The sequence below is a fragment of the Desulfonatronospira sp. genome (assembly GCA_003563255.1).
Classification (GTDB): Bacteria; Desulfobacterota; Desulfovibrionia; order Desulfovibrionales; family Desulfonatronovibrionaceae; genus Desulfonatronospira.
Window position 1 is genome coordinate 1 of record PWSL01000443.1, and the last position, 15,025, is coordinate 15,025.

Sequence of the window (15,025 nt, forward strand, 5' to 3'; positions counted from 1 at the left end):
ATCTCTGATAATACAATAACCAAGCACTTCTACAAAATATATGCTGCTGAAATACTTGATAATCTCCAGAAGGCGGTTCTTTTCGATATCGCCCAAAGGCAAGCCTGGCAGAGCAGTCCGGGATATCACATGATGGAAAAAGAGGTAGCTGAAATGAGAATAAAAGTCCAATATTTTGTCTGTCCCCAAGTGTTATATTTTTACTAAACTGAAACTGGCCCACGGAATACACTGAAAAACACGGAATGCTTACTTACAGAGTAAATTCTTGCGGTTTTTGGGATTTTTCCACCAATTCTGTAGACTTTGACAGGTTATGAATAAACTTATCCTTTTGATCGACTAAGACTCTGACATTATTGGGTAAAGCCAACACGTCTTTATCCTTGACTACTTTCCATCCATCATTTTCTGAAAAGCGCTTATCTTCAAGTATATAAGCAAGTGATCTTTCTGAGATAATTGTTATGACATTGTCAAACTGAATCAAATATTCATCATTATGTCTGGGATAAAGCTTAATATTCATCTTGATTCTCCAAAATATTACAAATACTGGTCTAAAATATTGTCTATTTTAATTTCGGAATTTAACCTGAACAGCGCTCCCAAGAAAATTCCGAGGCACTTTTTACATAAAGTTGAATTATAGATTATATGAATACATTTCTCATCCAGTACATTTACATGTGTATCATATATATTTGATTCATAAATCAACTCGCCTATATCCGTAAATACAGTTTTATATTGGAAATTAGATGACATTTCAACCTCATCTTTGCAAAAATTATCAATTTCATTCCAAAAATATGAAGAGTGTTGAGTTTTACTTATATCTTCAATTTTCTTTGCTATATCTTCAATAAACGATTTTATGAATATTTTTTTAGATATAATGCAGTTATGAACTTCAGAAAATTCTCCACAGATGGACTTACGAGAATTATAATGCAAAATATGCACTAAATAATTCTTTGACACACATAGCTCTATCTGATTCTTCATTTTATTAGCTTCCAGAAATTCAACAACACTTTTCATTGAGATATCTCCTCTAAGACATGCTTTAGCTCTTGCAAATTCCTCATAATCAAATAAAAAATGCAATCAAGCTTATAATTGTCAAAACTACTAATTGTATGATTTCGGACAAATAAATGCCTAAATCTGCGTAATTCATCGAATACTAAAACAATATTTTCACTTAGCTCAAAATATTGTTTAGCTGCTTCCACTACATTTTTATGATAGCTTTTCACATTGTCTGAGCGTAGGGTTTTGCTGTCTATGTACTTTTCCAAAGATTCCTCAATGGAAATATAAAATCTGTGAAATAGCAAAGCTTTTCTGCAATCATCGTAACTTTCATAGCTGGTTGTCAACATTTTTAGTGACTATATATATTCTATCAGCTGGTCACCACATGCTGAATAATAGTTGTCGCTGTCACTGCAGGTTACGAAGCAGTTCTTCAAACAAATCCCGGGCTGTATCATATTCGAAATTATCCACCTTTTTCATGAACTCCTCCACCTTTTGTCCGCCCCCTCTGGCTTTCATATAGCTGCTGACTCTGCTCAGCAGTTCATACTCGATAAACTCGCTGTTATTTATGCCCTTGCTCAAGGCGTTTATATCCTCCTGGATGCCGGAAAAGTCGGTCTCCTGCAGCCGGGATGTTTCTTCATGCAGACCTGACAGAGCCCCCATGGCCTCTTCCAGGGAGTCCTGCAGTTCCTGAAGCAAGTCCTCACGCACTGCAAGACCTTCTTTCAGGTCCTTATCGATTTTTGTGGCCGCTTCCTGAACGCGAAAAGCCCCCAGAGTCCCTGCAATTCCCTTGAGAGTGTGGGCCATGCGTCTGCCCTCTTCCGGGTCCTCCGCCCTGAGAAGAGACAGACCGGGCAGGTATTCCTTGATGATGCTGTCTTTAAACCTGGACAACATCCTGCTGTAAAACACCTGGTCGCCATCAGCCCTGTGCAGTCCGGTTTTCAGGTCAAAACCCGGCAAGGCCTTTTCAGGACCAGCCCAGGCATCCTTTTGAGACTCAAGCTCACTGGGGACATTTTCCCCGGGTTCCAGCCACTGAGCCAGCACCCGGTAAAGTTCTTCACTGTCTATGGGCTTGCCCAGGTGGTCGTTCATTCCGGCCTCCCTGCTCTGGCGCACGTCATCCTGCATAACTGCCGCAGTCAAGGCAATGATGGGCAGGTCAGGCCGGCTTTTGCGGATTTCCCGGGCTGCATTATAGCCGTCCATAACCGGCATCTGAAGATCCATCAGGACCAGGTCCGGGTTATGGATGAAGACTTTTTCCACACCCTGGGCACCGTCTTCAGCGGTCACCACACTGGCACCTGTCTTTTCCAGAAAATTAAAGGCAACTTCAAGATTAATTTCGTTGTCTTCCACTAAAAGTATCGTTTTGCCCTTGAATGATGGGGCTTTGAAGATATATCCGGTTCTGGGCTGGATACTTTCCCTGTCCGCCCGGATCATGGCATCAAAAAGAGAAGATGCCGTCACAGGCTTGGAAAGAAAATCCGCGACCAGCCCCTCATCAATCTGAATCTCATCCCTGTTGTAGGCGCTCAACATCAGGATAGTGGGCGATGTAGCAGCCAACCGGCCCTTTCTTTTAAGGTCCTGTATCCTCCTGCTGGTCTCCAGGCCGTCCATTTCAGGCATATTCCAGTCCATAAGGATAAAATCATAGGGCCGTCCCTTGTCTTCGGCTTCCAGCATAAGCTTCAGGGCTTCCTGTCCGCTTGCGGCTTCAACAACATGAAAGAGGCAGCTTTCCAGTATTTCACTGATAATCTTCCGTGCACCGTGGTGATCATCCACAACCAGTACTTTTTTTCCAGCATATTCCTGACATTCATTTTCATCAATGATATCCTGGTCCAACGACAGGTTCAAATTAAAATAGAAACTGCTGCCTCCGCCCTGCGTAGAGGTAAACCCGAGGTTTCCTCCCATTATTTCCACCAGCTTGCGGCTAATGACCAAACCCAGTCCGGTACCGCCGTACTTGCGTGTGGTGGATGTATCCCCCTGAGAGAAAGACTGGAAAAGATGCTTCTGCTGAGTCTCATCCATGCCGATGCCGGTATCTTTGACTGCAAAACACAGCTCAGCCCTGTCCCCTTGCAGGGATTCGAGTGAAATATCCAGTTCCACGCTACCCTTTTCGGTAAACTTCATGGCGTTGCTGGTAAGGTTGGTCAAAACCTGGCCCAGGCGCAGGGAATCCCCCACAAGCCTTTTAGGAACATCCGGATCCACCCGCAGAAGCAGTTCCAGGCCTTTGGCAGAAGCTGCAGAACCAAAAAGGGCTACCACCTGATCCAGAAGTTCATCCAGATGAAAACTCCTTTCTTCCAGCTCAAGCCTGCCGGCCTCTATCTTGGAGTAATCCAGAATGTCGTTGATTATTCCCAGCAGCATTCTTGAAGAATTATGTATCTTCAGCAGGTAGTCCTGCTGCTTTTCGCTCAGTTCCGTCTGCAGTAAAAGCTGGCTCAGGCCTATGACGGCATTCATAGGGGTGCGGATCTCGTGGCTCATATTGGCTAGAAACTCACCCTTGGCCCGGCTGGCGGACTTCGCCGCATCCATGGCCTGCTGCATGGCCTCCCTGGCCCTTACCTCCTCGGTAATATCCAGCCCTGCCCCCCGGTAGCCTACCAGGCACCCATCCTGGTCAAACATGGGCACACCAGTTACCCGCTGGCAGATAACACCGCCGTCAGGCAACAGCGACCTGTGCTCCAGGTTTGAAAAGGATTCACCTTTTTTTGCCTTGTCCAGAAAATAGTTTACCACCTTTTCCTGCTCTTCCCGGGGGATAAAATCAAAGGGTGAGCTGCCAATGATTTCATCCAGGGGCCTTTTCAGCACCTGAGATATTCTTTCAGTGGCGAATGTGTAAACACCGTCCACATTATTTTCCCAGATATACTCTCCAGCGGCCTCGGCTACGTCCTTGAAGCGCTGCTCACTGTATCGAAGGGCCTCTTCAGTCTGGATACGATCGGTGATATCCCTGGCAGCTGAATAAATCAGGCTTCCATGTGCATGGGAGCGCCACTCTATATAGCGGTAACCTCCGTCACTGCAGCGGTAACGGTTTACAAAATTCAGGACACTCTCTCCTTTGTCCAGGCTGGAAATGGCTTCCAGGGTTTTATCCATATCCTCTGGATGCACAAAATCCAGAAATTTTCTGTTTTCCAGCTCAGAGGGGATATACCCGAGGATCTCGCCCCAGGCCTTGTTGAGTTTGATGAACCTGCCTTCCAGGTCGGCTATGCACAAAAGATCAAGAGATACATGAAAAAAACCTTCCAACTCTCTAGTCTTGCCTTCAAGCTCTTTTTGTGTATTTTTCTGCAGGGAAATATCCGCTATAAATCCATGCCAGACCACTGTTCCTTCTTCTGTTTTGTGGGGGGAGGCTCTTCCCAGAAGCCATTTTTCCTCTCCACGGGCAAGTACAACCCTGTACTCGGCGGTCCAGGGAGTAAGACTGTGTGCCGACTCCAGGATAGAATCCAGAACTCTTTCACTGTCTTCAGGATGAAGAAGTTCAAAAACAGGCGAAGCATCCTCCCTCACCTCTTCAGGCTCAATCCCATAAACCTGGCGGATACCTTCGCTGGCGTAGGGAAAAGAAAACTTACCCTGTGGAGTCAGCTTGAACTGATATACTACACCCGGGACCTGTGAAGATATTTTTACAAGACGATCATAAAGCTCTCCTGCCTGCCTTTCGGCTTCTTTGGTCTGGGTTATATCCCTGAAAAAGGCCAGAAAAACCTGTTTTTCTTCTAGTGCAGCCAGTTTTACAGTTACCAGAACGTTTTTTATGGAACCGTCCCTGGCTTTGTGCAGGGTCTCAAAGTCATCACGGCCTGTTTCAAGGATTTTAAAAATGTGTGCCCGAGTCTGTTCCGGAGTTTCCAGGGCCTCATAATCGCTTATTCTAAGACCGAGAAATTCTTCCCGGGTATAGCCCAGGTTTTCATGGGCGGCCTGGTTGAAATCGATGGGAAGAGCAGTCTCAGGATCGATGAGCACAATTCCGTCCGGGGAAAGATCAAAGATTTCCTTGTAAATCGTGGTAGTGACCATTGATTCGCCTTCTTTTGCATATTGACCGGCCAGTCAAAAGTTATTCCGTAACACTACAGCGAAACTTATAAAATACAGTATGGTATCTCAATTGGGGACAGGCACCCCCGCACTTATTTTTATTACAAATGATCTTGGTTTTATTGGAAAAAATAAGTGCGGGGAGAGCCAGTCCCCGGAGGTCAATAAATAAGTTTCGCTGTAGTGCTGAACTGTTACGGAAATATATTTCATGGCAGCAATTCATGACTTCAGGATATTCTTTATCTGTTGCAGTTCATCTTTAATGCTTTGGAGGATCCCGGCCATGCGGGCTTCTTCTGCCAGGCGCATCTTTGCACCTTCGATGGTAAGCCTGTCCTTATATAGAAGTTGTTTTATACGGGATAGTATCTTGATATGCTCAGGAGTGTAAAGGCGCTGGCCTTTGGGAGTGCGCAAGGGCCGCAACTGAGGAAATTCGCTCTCCCAGAATCGCAGAACGTATGGTTCAAGTTCCAGTAGTTCGGCGGCCTGGCCGATTTTGAGGTTTTCTTTTTCCGCTGGCATGGAATACAGATTAACCATGCCTCAATAAAAATCAAGGAAATCCCACGGGTAGCTTTTTCAGGAGCAGGTCAACCATTTTTTGCTGCTCCCTGTCCACCTCGCTGTCCTTGAGGGTTCTGTCGGGATGGCGGTAAGTCAGGCGCAGGGTAAATTTTTTCTCCTGCTGCTCCTGGGGAAGGTACATATCCACCAGGGATACGTCTTCGAGTATGGCCACACCGGCATTCTCCACCACCTCCAGCACCTGTTGATACCCCAGTTCCAGGGGAGCGACTACGGTCATATCCCTTTTGACCACCGGGAACCTGGGCAGGGCCTGAAACTGGGGCTTTACCCCGGAGCATAACTCATGCAGCTTATCCAGGTCCAGATCGGCAAACCAGATATCCTTCCTGGCCTTGTATACCCTGGACTGTTCCGGACGCACCCGGCCCAGCAGGCCAATTTCTTTTCTATGGTACACGCACCGCACGGCTGGCTCCAGATACGAATGGTTCTCCTGCAGAACAAAGTGGCCCTCAAAGCTTCCAAAGGACTGCAGCAGATTTTCAACCAGGCCCTTTAAATCATAAAAATCCACGTCATCCTGGGGGTAGGGCCAGTGGCCGCGGTGCCTGCGCCCATAGAGCATCAGGGCCAGGCGGTTATTTTCCCGCACCCCGGTCTCGGAGGTCTGGTCCTGCACAAAACTGCGGGCCGTTTCAAAAAGCCTGAGCCTGGTATTGCCCTGGCCCAGATTATGCTTAAGGGTATACAACAGGCCCGGGAGCAGGTGAGAGCGCATCACGTCCTGCTCTTCACTAAGGGGATTGAAGACCCTTACCCTGCCTTCCAGTGGAATTCCCAGAAAATCCAGATCAGTCATGCCCACAAAGCTGTAGTTGATGGTTTCCTGCAGACCGAGGCCCCTGGCCCACTGTTTTATGCTGTCTAAAAACTCATATTCGTGGTCAGCCTCTCCCTGTTCCAGGGACTTCTGCACTTTCGGCAGATGTTCCGGAGTTTTGTCCAACCCGTATACCCGTCCGATTTCCTCTATAAGATCCACTTCCCGGGTAATGTCGGGGCGGTAGGTGGGAACTGTCACCTGCATTGTTCCACTCTCTTCCTGGATCTGACAGCCCAGAGAAGTCAAAACCCGACGGCAGTATTCCTGGTCCACGTCCAGGGCCAGCAGACTGTTGGCACGCTCCCTGCGAAAACCCACCTGCAGGGGCTTGCAGGGTCTTGGCTCGGATTTAGCCACCCCCTTGTAAACCCTGCCGCAGCCCAGTTCAGACATTAGTTGCGCTGCCCGGTCCAGGGCAAAAGGAGCCCCGGCCTGGTCCACGCCACGCTCAAAACGGAAAGAAGACTCGCTGTGCAGGCCCAGTCTTCTGGCGGTCTGTCTGATGTTCAGGGGATTGAATACGGCGCACTCCAGCAGGACCTCGGAACTCCTGTCATTTATCTCGGTGTTGGCCCCGCCCATGACTCCTGCCAGGGCCACGGGCTTTCGGGTGTCCCTGATGAGAAGATCCCGGTCATTTAACTCCCTTTCCTGGTTGTCCAGAGTAGTGAACCTGGATCCAGAATGCGCCCGGGCCACCCTGATCCAGTCCCCTTCCAGGAGTGTGCGGTCAAAGGCGTGCAGGGGATGTCCAAGCTCCAGCATGATATAGTTGGTTACGTCCACGATGTTGTTGATGGGTCTGACTCCTACGGCCATGAGGCGATGACGCATCCAGGCCGGGCCAGGCCTGATGTGGCACCCGGAAATTATTCGGGCCTGATACAGGGGACACCCGGCTGGATCTTCAATCTCGATTTGAACTTCGTCTGTACAATCCCTGTCACCGTCTTCATACAGATTCAGAACCGGCATGTTAAGCGGAAGGTCAAACAGGGCGGCTACTTCCCTGGCCAGCCCCAGAACGCTCAAGCAGTCCGGCCTGTTGGGGGTAACCCCGATATCCAGGACGAATTCTTCCAGGCCCAGGGCATAGCTGAGCCCTGTGCCTGGCTTAATGCCGTCATTCAAAACCATTATGCCGGCTGAGTCTTGGCCTAGTTCCAGTTCTGTCTCGGAGCAGATCATTCCCTGTGAGGTCTCCCCCCTGATGCGGGTTTTGCGGATTTCCTGACCGCCGGGCAGCTTTGTGCCTTCCAGTGCCACGGCCACGTTTTGCCCTGCCTCAACGTTGGGAGCCCCGCACACTATATTCAGGCTGTCCGGACCGCCTACGTTCACGCTGCAAAGAGACAGCTTGTCCGCTCCGGGATGCTGTCTTTTTTCTATCACCCGGCCCACCACCAGGGGCGAAAGATGCGGGAAAGGCCTGATGATCTCTTCCACCTCCAGGCCTACCATGGTCAGCCTGTGGGACAGTTCGTCGATGCTGCCTTTATATGGAGTAAACTCCCGCAGCCAGGATAAACTTAAAAGCATCTGCTGGATCCTTGAAAATGAATGTTAGTGGCTTTCTCCTGAGACCCTGCCTGCCCGGTTAATCAAATCCGAAGGATTTCCTGCAAAGCAGGGTTTAACTGGGGTCATAAAAAACAAGGTAAATATTCACCAATTTTATCAGATGGTGGATAGCACTACAGCGAAACTTATATATTGACCTCCGGGGACTGGCTCTTTTGCCGCCTGATTTTTTGTTCAATTGCAAGTTTTCAATCGGCAAAAGTGCCTGTCCCCAATTGAGACAGGTTATAAATTTTAGAAGTTTCGCTGTAGTGATAGTTACAAAACAAGAAAAATTTCGAACAGAGACGGGATTTCAACGCCTGGTACTGGGTTGTTATACCCTGAGGCCTCAGGCGAACTGGTTCAAAAACCTGATGTCGTTTTCAAAAAACATGCGCAGATCATTGATCCCGTACTTAAGCATGGCCACCCTCTCCACACCCAGGCCGAAAGCGAATCCTGTATAAATGTCCGGATCGTAGCCCACCTGCAAAAAAACCTCGGGATCGATCATGCCGCAGCCCAAAACTTCCACCCACCCGGTTTCCTTGCAAACCCTGCAGGTGCTGCCGTCCTGGTTTCTGCCCTGTCCCTGACACATGACGCAGCTGATATCCACTTCTGCACTGGGTTCAGTAAATGGAAAAAAACTGGGCCGGAAACGCACCTTGACATCAGGATCGAAAATTCTCTGGGCAAAAGCAGTCAGGGTGCCTCGCAGATCCGCCATGCTGACATGGGTATCCACAAGAAAACCTTCTATCTGGTGAAACATGGGAGTGTGAGTCAGGTCTGAATCCCGGCGGTACACTTTGCCCGGGGCGATGGCCGCCAGTGGAGGGCGTCTTTTCTCCATGGTGCGGACCTGCAGGGGAGAGGTATGGGTGCGAAGCACCAGGGACTTTGTGATGTAAAGAGTGTCCTGCATATCCCTGGCAGGATGTCCAGGGGGCAGGTTCAGGGCTTCGAAATTATAAAAATCAGTCTCCACCTCCGGACCCGTGACTATGTCAAACCCCAGACCGACAAAAATATTGCTTATGTCCTGAATGACACGGGTCACGGGATGCAGTGACCCCATATCCGGGGTCCGCCCCGGCAAAGTAGGGTCAAAGGTTATATCTCCGCCTGCAGCCGCCTGTTTTTCCAAAGCCTCTTTCCTGTTTTCCAGGATCCTGTTCAGTTCAGTCTTGACCTCATTGGCGGTCCTGCCGGTCCCGGGCCTGTCCGCAGGGTCCAGTTCCGGCAGCCTGGACATGATCCGGGCCAGCTTGCCCTTCCGCCCCAGGAAGACTACCCTGGCATCTTCAAGCTCCTGCAATGAAGAAGCCTGATTCAGAATATGTTCAAATTCCTGAATCAGGCTTTTCAGGCTGTTATTCAGCTCCTGGACGGTGTTCATCAGTCTGCACCGGTCCTGGCTACCTCCGCCAGCCGGGCAAAAGCAGTCTTTTCATGTACCGCCATATCCGCAAGCACCTTGCGGTTGAGCTCCACCCCGGCCTTGCTGAGCCCGCTCATAAAACGACTGTAGGACATGCCGTGCTCTCTGGCGGCGGCGTTGATGCGGATTATCCACAATTTGCGGAAATCGCGTTTTTTCTGCCTTCGGTCCCGGTAGGCATAACAAAGGGCCCTTTCCACCGTCTCTCTTGCAGTATAATAGAGCCTGCTCCTGGATCCGCGATAACCCTTGGCCATTTTCAAATATTTCTTGTGCCGCCTGTTGGCGGTCTGACCTCTTTTGACCCGCATAAATATCTCCCCCCTGTGGGTGTTTTCTTAAATTCAGTTTGAAGCCGGGTAAACTGTAAAACGGTATCCCGGCAAAACTAGAATGCATGTGGCAGCATCCTCTTCACAGAACGTATGTTGGCTTTATCCACCATCTTGGTTTTGCCCAGCCTACGCTTTCTTTTGGCGTTTTTTTTGGTAAGAATGTGCCGCTTATTCTGTTGCCGCCTCTTGACCTTGCCGCTTCCTGTAATGGAAAAACGCTTGGCCGCGCAACGTTTGGTCTTGATCTTGGGCATTGTAATCCTCCTGGCTTTATAATCTTGAACATGCAGTATCTGTTTAGCGCTTTTAAGGTAAGCAGGGGACAGGCACCACCCGCACTTATTTTTCAGTAATGATCTTCACATCAGCTAAAAATAAATGCGGGGAGAGCCAGTCCCCATGCCACATCCTTGAGGTAAGCAGGGGACAGGCACCACCCGCACTTATTTTTCAGTAATGATCTTCACATCAGCTAAAAATAAGTGCGGGGAGAGCCAGTCCCCATGCCACATCCAATGGAATCAAAAGATACCGGATCAGGTTTTTTTAACATTGACCGGGGTCAGTAAAAGATGCATGGTCCTGCCTTCGTAGCGCGGCTCCTGCTCCACCCTGGCCAGGTCGGAAGTCATCTCGACCACCTTGTCCAGTATATCCGCACCCCGGTCCTTGTGGGCCATTTCCCTGCCCCTGAAAAAAACAGATACTTTAACCCGGTCTCCCTCTTCAATGAACTTGCGGATATGGCGAACCTTGGTGTTAAGGTCATTTGCATCGGTTTTGGGACGAACCTTGATTTCCTTGAGCTGAACCCTGGACTGCTTTTTCTTGGCTTCCTGCTTTTTTTTCTGTTGCTGATACTGGTATTTGCCGAAATCCATTATACGGCAGACCGGTGGATCAGCATTAGGTGCCACTTCGACCAGATCATACCCTGAGTTTTGGGCCATGTCCAGGGCCTGACCAGTATCCATGATACCCATCTGCTCTCCGTCATCACTTATCACACGTACTTTTCTCGCCGTAATCTGTTTGTTGCGGCGAGCCTTAGTAGAGGTATCTATAACTCAACCCTCCCTTCTTAAACGGTTCATCCATGTCCTGAAATATCTGTTCCGCCACTTCCTGAATGCTCATAAGGCCCAGGCTCCTGCCCCCCCTTAAACGCACGTTAAGCCCGGAATTGGCAACCTCCTGGTCCCCGGCGACCAGCACATAAGGAATCTTTTCCATCTGGGCTTCGCGTACCTTGTAGCCCAGTTTTTCGTTGCGGTCATCGACTTCTATGCGAATGCCTTTTTGCCTTAATTCATCTGCACACTCGTGAATATAATGTGACTGAACATCTGTAATATTCATAAGACGGGCCTGCACCGGGGCCAGCCATGTGGGGAAGGCTCCCCCGTAATGCTCTATCAGCACACCCATGAAGCGCTCAATTGCACCCAGTACCACCCGATGCAGCATTACAGGCCTGTATTTTTGACCATCCTCTCCGGTGTATGTGAGATCAAAACGTTCTGGGAGGGTAAAATCGCATTGCACTGTGGCGCATTGCCACTTGCGGTCCAGGGCGTCCTTGAGTTTGATATCGATCTTGGGACCGTAAAACGCGCCATCTCCTGGGTTGATGCCATAGGGCATATCCAGGGCATCCAAAGCGCTGGTCAAAGCATTGGTGGACTTTTCCCAGGCATCACCTGATCCGATGGATTTTTCCGGTCGGGTGCTCACCTCCACCACGTATTCGAACCCGAAAAGCCCCATGACATCCCGTACAAAATTGACCACCCCGGTAATCTCTTGCTGCAGTTGATCCGGTCGACACAGGATATGTGCATCATCCTGAGTGAACTCCCGAACCCGCAGAAGGCCGTGCAACACACCGGATTTTTCGTGCCTGTGAACCCGGCCCAGCTCAAAATAACGCAGAGGCAGATCTCGATAACTCCTCAACCTGGATTTGTAGATAAGCATATGAGAGAGGCAGTTCATGGGTTTTATACCGTAAACCTGCTCATCTATCTGGGTGAAGTACATATTTTCCCGGTAATTGTCGTAATGACCGGACTTTTCCCAGAGCTCCTGACGCAGGATCTGGGGCCCCTGAACCACATGATACCCCCGGCGCAGATGCTCCTTGCGCTCGAAATCTTCAAGTATGGTGCGGATCAAAGCCCCCTTGGGATGAAAAAGGGGCATGCCTGGACCGGCCTCTTCGCTGAAGCTGAACAGGTCCAGTTGAACGCCTAGCTTACGATGATCTCTTTTCCTGGCTTCTTCCAGCCTGGTCAGGTGCTTTTTCAAATCCTTCTGGGAGGCAAATGCTGTCCCATAAATCCTCTGCAGCATGGGGCGCTTTTCATCCCCCCGCCAGTACGCCCCGGCCACGGAAGTCAGTTTGCAGGCCTTTACATAACCAGTGCTGGGCAAATGCGGACCCCTGCAAAGATCAATAAAGTCTCCATGTTTATATAAAGATACCTGATCCTCTTCCAGTTCATCCAGGATTTCCAGCTTGTAGGTCTCATTGAGTTTTAAAAAGACCTTTTTTGCTTCATCCATGGACATCACCAGCCTCTCAAAGGGCAGGTCCTTTGAGATGCTTTCAGACATTCTGGCCTCTATCTTTTCCAGGTCTTCAGGTGTAAAGGGACGTTCAAAATCAAAATCGTAATAAAAGCCATGCTCTATGTCCGGGCCTATTGTAACCTTGGCCGAAGGAAAAAGGGCCTTGACCGCCTCGGCCATAATATGGGCCGCACTGTGCCGCAAAACCTTGAGCCCTTCCAGACTGGACAGGGGCACAGGGTCCATAACCTCACAGTGCTCGTCCACCTGGGAGCTTAAGTCGTACAGGCGGTCCCCACAACGGCAGGCCACCATTTCTTTAATTTTTTTCCCGGACAGGGCCTTGGAAAGGATTTCCCGGCAGGTAGCCCCGGTACTCAACTGGATCTCTTCCGGGGCTCCGGACACTTTAACCATTTTTTCTCCAGTTTATAAACAGATAAGGGAGGCTTGAGGACCTCCCTGACTATACAGTAGGCGTGGTAGGCGCGAGGAGATTTGAACTCCTGACCCCTTGCGCGTCAAGCAAGTGCTCTCCCCCTGAGCTACGCGCCTGTAAAGCTGTTGAACGCTGTTTTCTAGCAGCATAGGCCGGAACGTGTCAAGAAAATAATATTGCCGGGTTTGATAATTCTTGAGTTCTAGCTTTGCTGTTAAAATAACTCCACCCGGAGAATCCTGTTCAAGGCTCGACTTCCGGTAACCATTCAGGAGGTGCCGCAATCGGCCCGGGGACAGTCCCGCACTTATTTTATTATGATGAACGATATTCAGCTGTTGGCGTTGAAAAAATAAGTGCGGGACAGTCCCCAGGCCTGATGCCAGTAATCATCACCGAGGACCCCCCTGAATGGTTACGACTTCCGGGGCAAGTCGCAGGGCCAGGTCAAAGGCCTTTTCCAGACTTCTGGGGCTGGCCTTTCCAGTACCCACCAGCTCATAACCTGTGCCGTGATCTACAGAAGTACGAACCACAGGCAATCCCAAAGTGACATTTACGCACTGGCCGAATTCCACAAGCTTGAGCGGGGCCAGCCCCTGATCATGGTACATGGCCAGCACAGCTGAGAATTCTCCCTTCATTGCCCTGTAAAATACAGTGTCCGCCGCAAAAGGTCCCTGAACATTAATATACTCCCTCTGAGCCTGCTCTATAGCCGGCATAACAACATCCAGCTCTTCGGAGCCCGTCCTGCCCTCTTCTCCGGCATGGGGATTAAGCCCGCAAACCGCCAGGGGTTTATGATCCACCCCCAGCCTGACCATAAAAGCATGAGTAAGCCTCAGACAACGAAGTATCTTCTTTGATGATACTACTGCCGGAACCATATATAATGGAAGATGAGTTGTTACCAGGCTCACCCGTAACCTGTCGCCGCAAAGATGCATGCACACCTGATCCTGAGCCATGCCGAACTGATGGGCCAAAAATTCGGTATGACCAGGAAAGTCAAACCCGGCCTCCTGTAGAAGCTGTTTGTTCAAAGGACCAGTCGTCAATACGCTGTCATGATTGTTTTTCAAAAAAAGCGAGGCCGCGGAAAGCGCTGCACCAGCTGCATAACCTCCAGACACATCCTTCCGGCCGGGCATAGGCTCAAAGTTTTCCAGTCCAGCGGGCTGATACAGGTAAACACCTGTTTCTAAAGAATCAATCCTCTCCAGGTCGTCTATCCTGGTCCAGAATTTCCTTCTTTGCAACAGCCCGGCATGATACTCCAGAGCCTTTTCCGGACCCATAACCAGGATGGCATGCTCCCGGGTAAGTCTGTCCATTTGAGCCAGCATGAGAAGTTCAGGGCCAAGGCCGTTGGGATCACCAATAGTATACAAAACAAATGACATGAACTAATCTTTATGCATCTGTAAAAAGTCGGGGAATGAAAAATTCACAAATCAACAATCTACATAACTCTTTGATTTTACAGCCTGTCACGCCTGTGGCGTGATGAAATAACTCCTTTGAGTTCCCGAAGGGATTTCACTGGGGACCTCTGACCTCTGATCTCTGACGTCTGTGACTGCAAAAATGACTTTTTGCAGTCACATCAATCTTGGGGGGAATGTTTAAGGCACTCCTCGTAGAAAAGACATCCATGCTGGTCACATTGTCCTTCCACCGCCCTGGCAAAGCATTCCATATTTCCTTCTGAGTGCTGAATCAACCTTATTGCACTCACCTTGGTCACATTTTTGGGCATTTTGACCTCTCTCTCCCTGGCCAACTGCCAGATATCCTTCATCTTCATTTAATCACCTCCCCGCAGTCTATTATCCAGCTCAACTGCTATAATATTATTGTGACTTACTCCTGAAACCCTGCCTGCCCCGTTAAACAACGCTGAAAGCGTTCCTGCGGAGCAGGGTTTAACTGGGGGTCACAAAAAAATAAGAAAAATTTGAGCCATGACCGGGGTTCAGCACTTGGCACTGGGACTGTTTCATTTTTGGACACTAAGCTCAGGTGCTCCCCCCGCCGCGCAAGCGGCTGATGCCTTTTCCTTGCGGGTTCTTATTCCCGCAAGGAAAAAA

General features: G+C 49.4%; 12 protein-coding genes and 1 tRNA gene. All 13 read right to left on the reverse strand.

The features are described from left to right. Positions 1–253: 253 nt before the first annotated feature. Positions 254–529, reverse strand: coding sequence for a hypothetical protein (locus QZP87_RS12950; protein WP_291323339.1), 276 nt, complete (start codon positions 527–529; stop codon positions 254–256). Between the two features lie 17 nt (positions 530–546). Then, a complete protein-coding gene (locus tag QZP87_RS12955; RefSeq protein ID WP_291323340.1) occupies positions 547–1,044 on the reverse strand; it encodes a hypothetical protein in 498 nt (165 codons plus the stop codon). A gap of 405 nt (positions 1,045–1,449) precedes the next feature. Further along, a complete protein-coding gene (locus tag QZP87_RS12960; protein WP_291323341.1) occupies positions 1,450–5,142 on the reverse strand; it encodes a PAS domain S-box protein in 3,693 nt (1,230 codons plus the stop codon). Between the two features lie 243 nt (positions 5,143–5,385). Then, entirely contained in the window at positions 5,386–5,709 is a 324-nt protein-coding gene (locus QZP87_RS12965) for a MerR family transcriptional regulator (protein WP_291323342.1), read from the reverse strand. A gap of 13 nt (positions 5,710–5,722) precedes the next feature. Beyond that, complete coding sequence (gene pheT, locus QZP87_RS12970) at positions 5,723–8,119, reverse strand: phenylalanine--tRNA ligase subunit beta (protein WP_291323343.1); 2,397 nt, start codon at positions 8,117–8,119, stop codon at positions 5,723–5,725. A gap of 373 nt (positions 8,120–8,492) precedes the next feature. Next, entirely contained in the window at positions 8,493–9,545 is a 1,053-nt protein-coding gene (gene pheS, locus QZP87_RS12975; RefSeq protein WP_291323344.1) for a phenylalanine--tRNA ligase subunit alpha, read from the reverse strand. Beyond that, positions 9,545–9,898 (reverse strand): 50S ribosomal protein L20, encoded by a 354-nt coding sequence (rplT, locus tag QZP87_RS12980; RefSeq protein WP_291323345.1) that lies wholly within the window; start codon positions 9,896–9,898, stop codon positions 9,545–9,547. Before rplT ends, pheS begins: the two co-directional genes overlap by 1 nt. 77 nt (positions 9,899–9,975) lie before the next feature. Continuing rightward, entirely contained in the window at positions 9,976–10,176 is a 201-nt protein-coding gene (gene rpmI / locus QZP87_RS12985; RefSeq protein ID WP_291323346.1) for a 50S ribosomal protein L35, read from the reverse strand. Between the two features lie 282 nt (positions 10,177–10,458). Beyond that, complete coding sequence (infC, locus tag QZP87_RS12990) at positions 10,459–10,986, reverse strand: translation initiation factor IF-3 (protein WP_291323350.1); 528 nt, start codon at positions 10,984–10,986, stop codon at positions 10,459–10,461. Then, positions 10,970–12,910 (reverse strand): threonine--tRNA ligase, encoded by a 1,941-nt coding sequence (thrS, locus tag QZP87_RS12995; protein WP_291323347.1) that lies wholly within the window; start codon positions 12,908–12,910, stop codon positions 10,970–10,972. Before thrS ends, infC begins: the two co-directional genes overlap by 17 nt. A 63-nt stretch (positions 12,911–12,973) precedes the next feature. Continuing rightward, a tRNA-Val gene (locus QZP87_RS13000) sits at positions 12,974–13,048 on the reverse strand. A 276-nt stretch (positions 13,049–13,324) separates the two neighbouring features. Continuing rightward, the gene (gene pdxA / locus QZP87_RS13005) at positions 13,325–14,338 is read right to left on the reverse strand and encodes a 4-hydroxythreonine-4-phosphate dehydrogenase PdxA (protein WP_291323348.1); all 1,014 of its coding nucleotides are present in this window, start codon (positions 14,336–14,338) and stop codon (positions 13,325–13,327) included. Between the two features lie 203 nt (positions 14,339–14,541). Further along, complete coding sequence (locus tag QZP87_RS13010) at positions 14,542–14,742, reverse strand: hypothetical protein (RefSeq protein WP_291323349.1); 201 nt, start codon at positions 14,740–14,742, stop codon at positions 14,542–14,544. Positions 14,743–15,025: the final 283 nt, after the last annotated feature.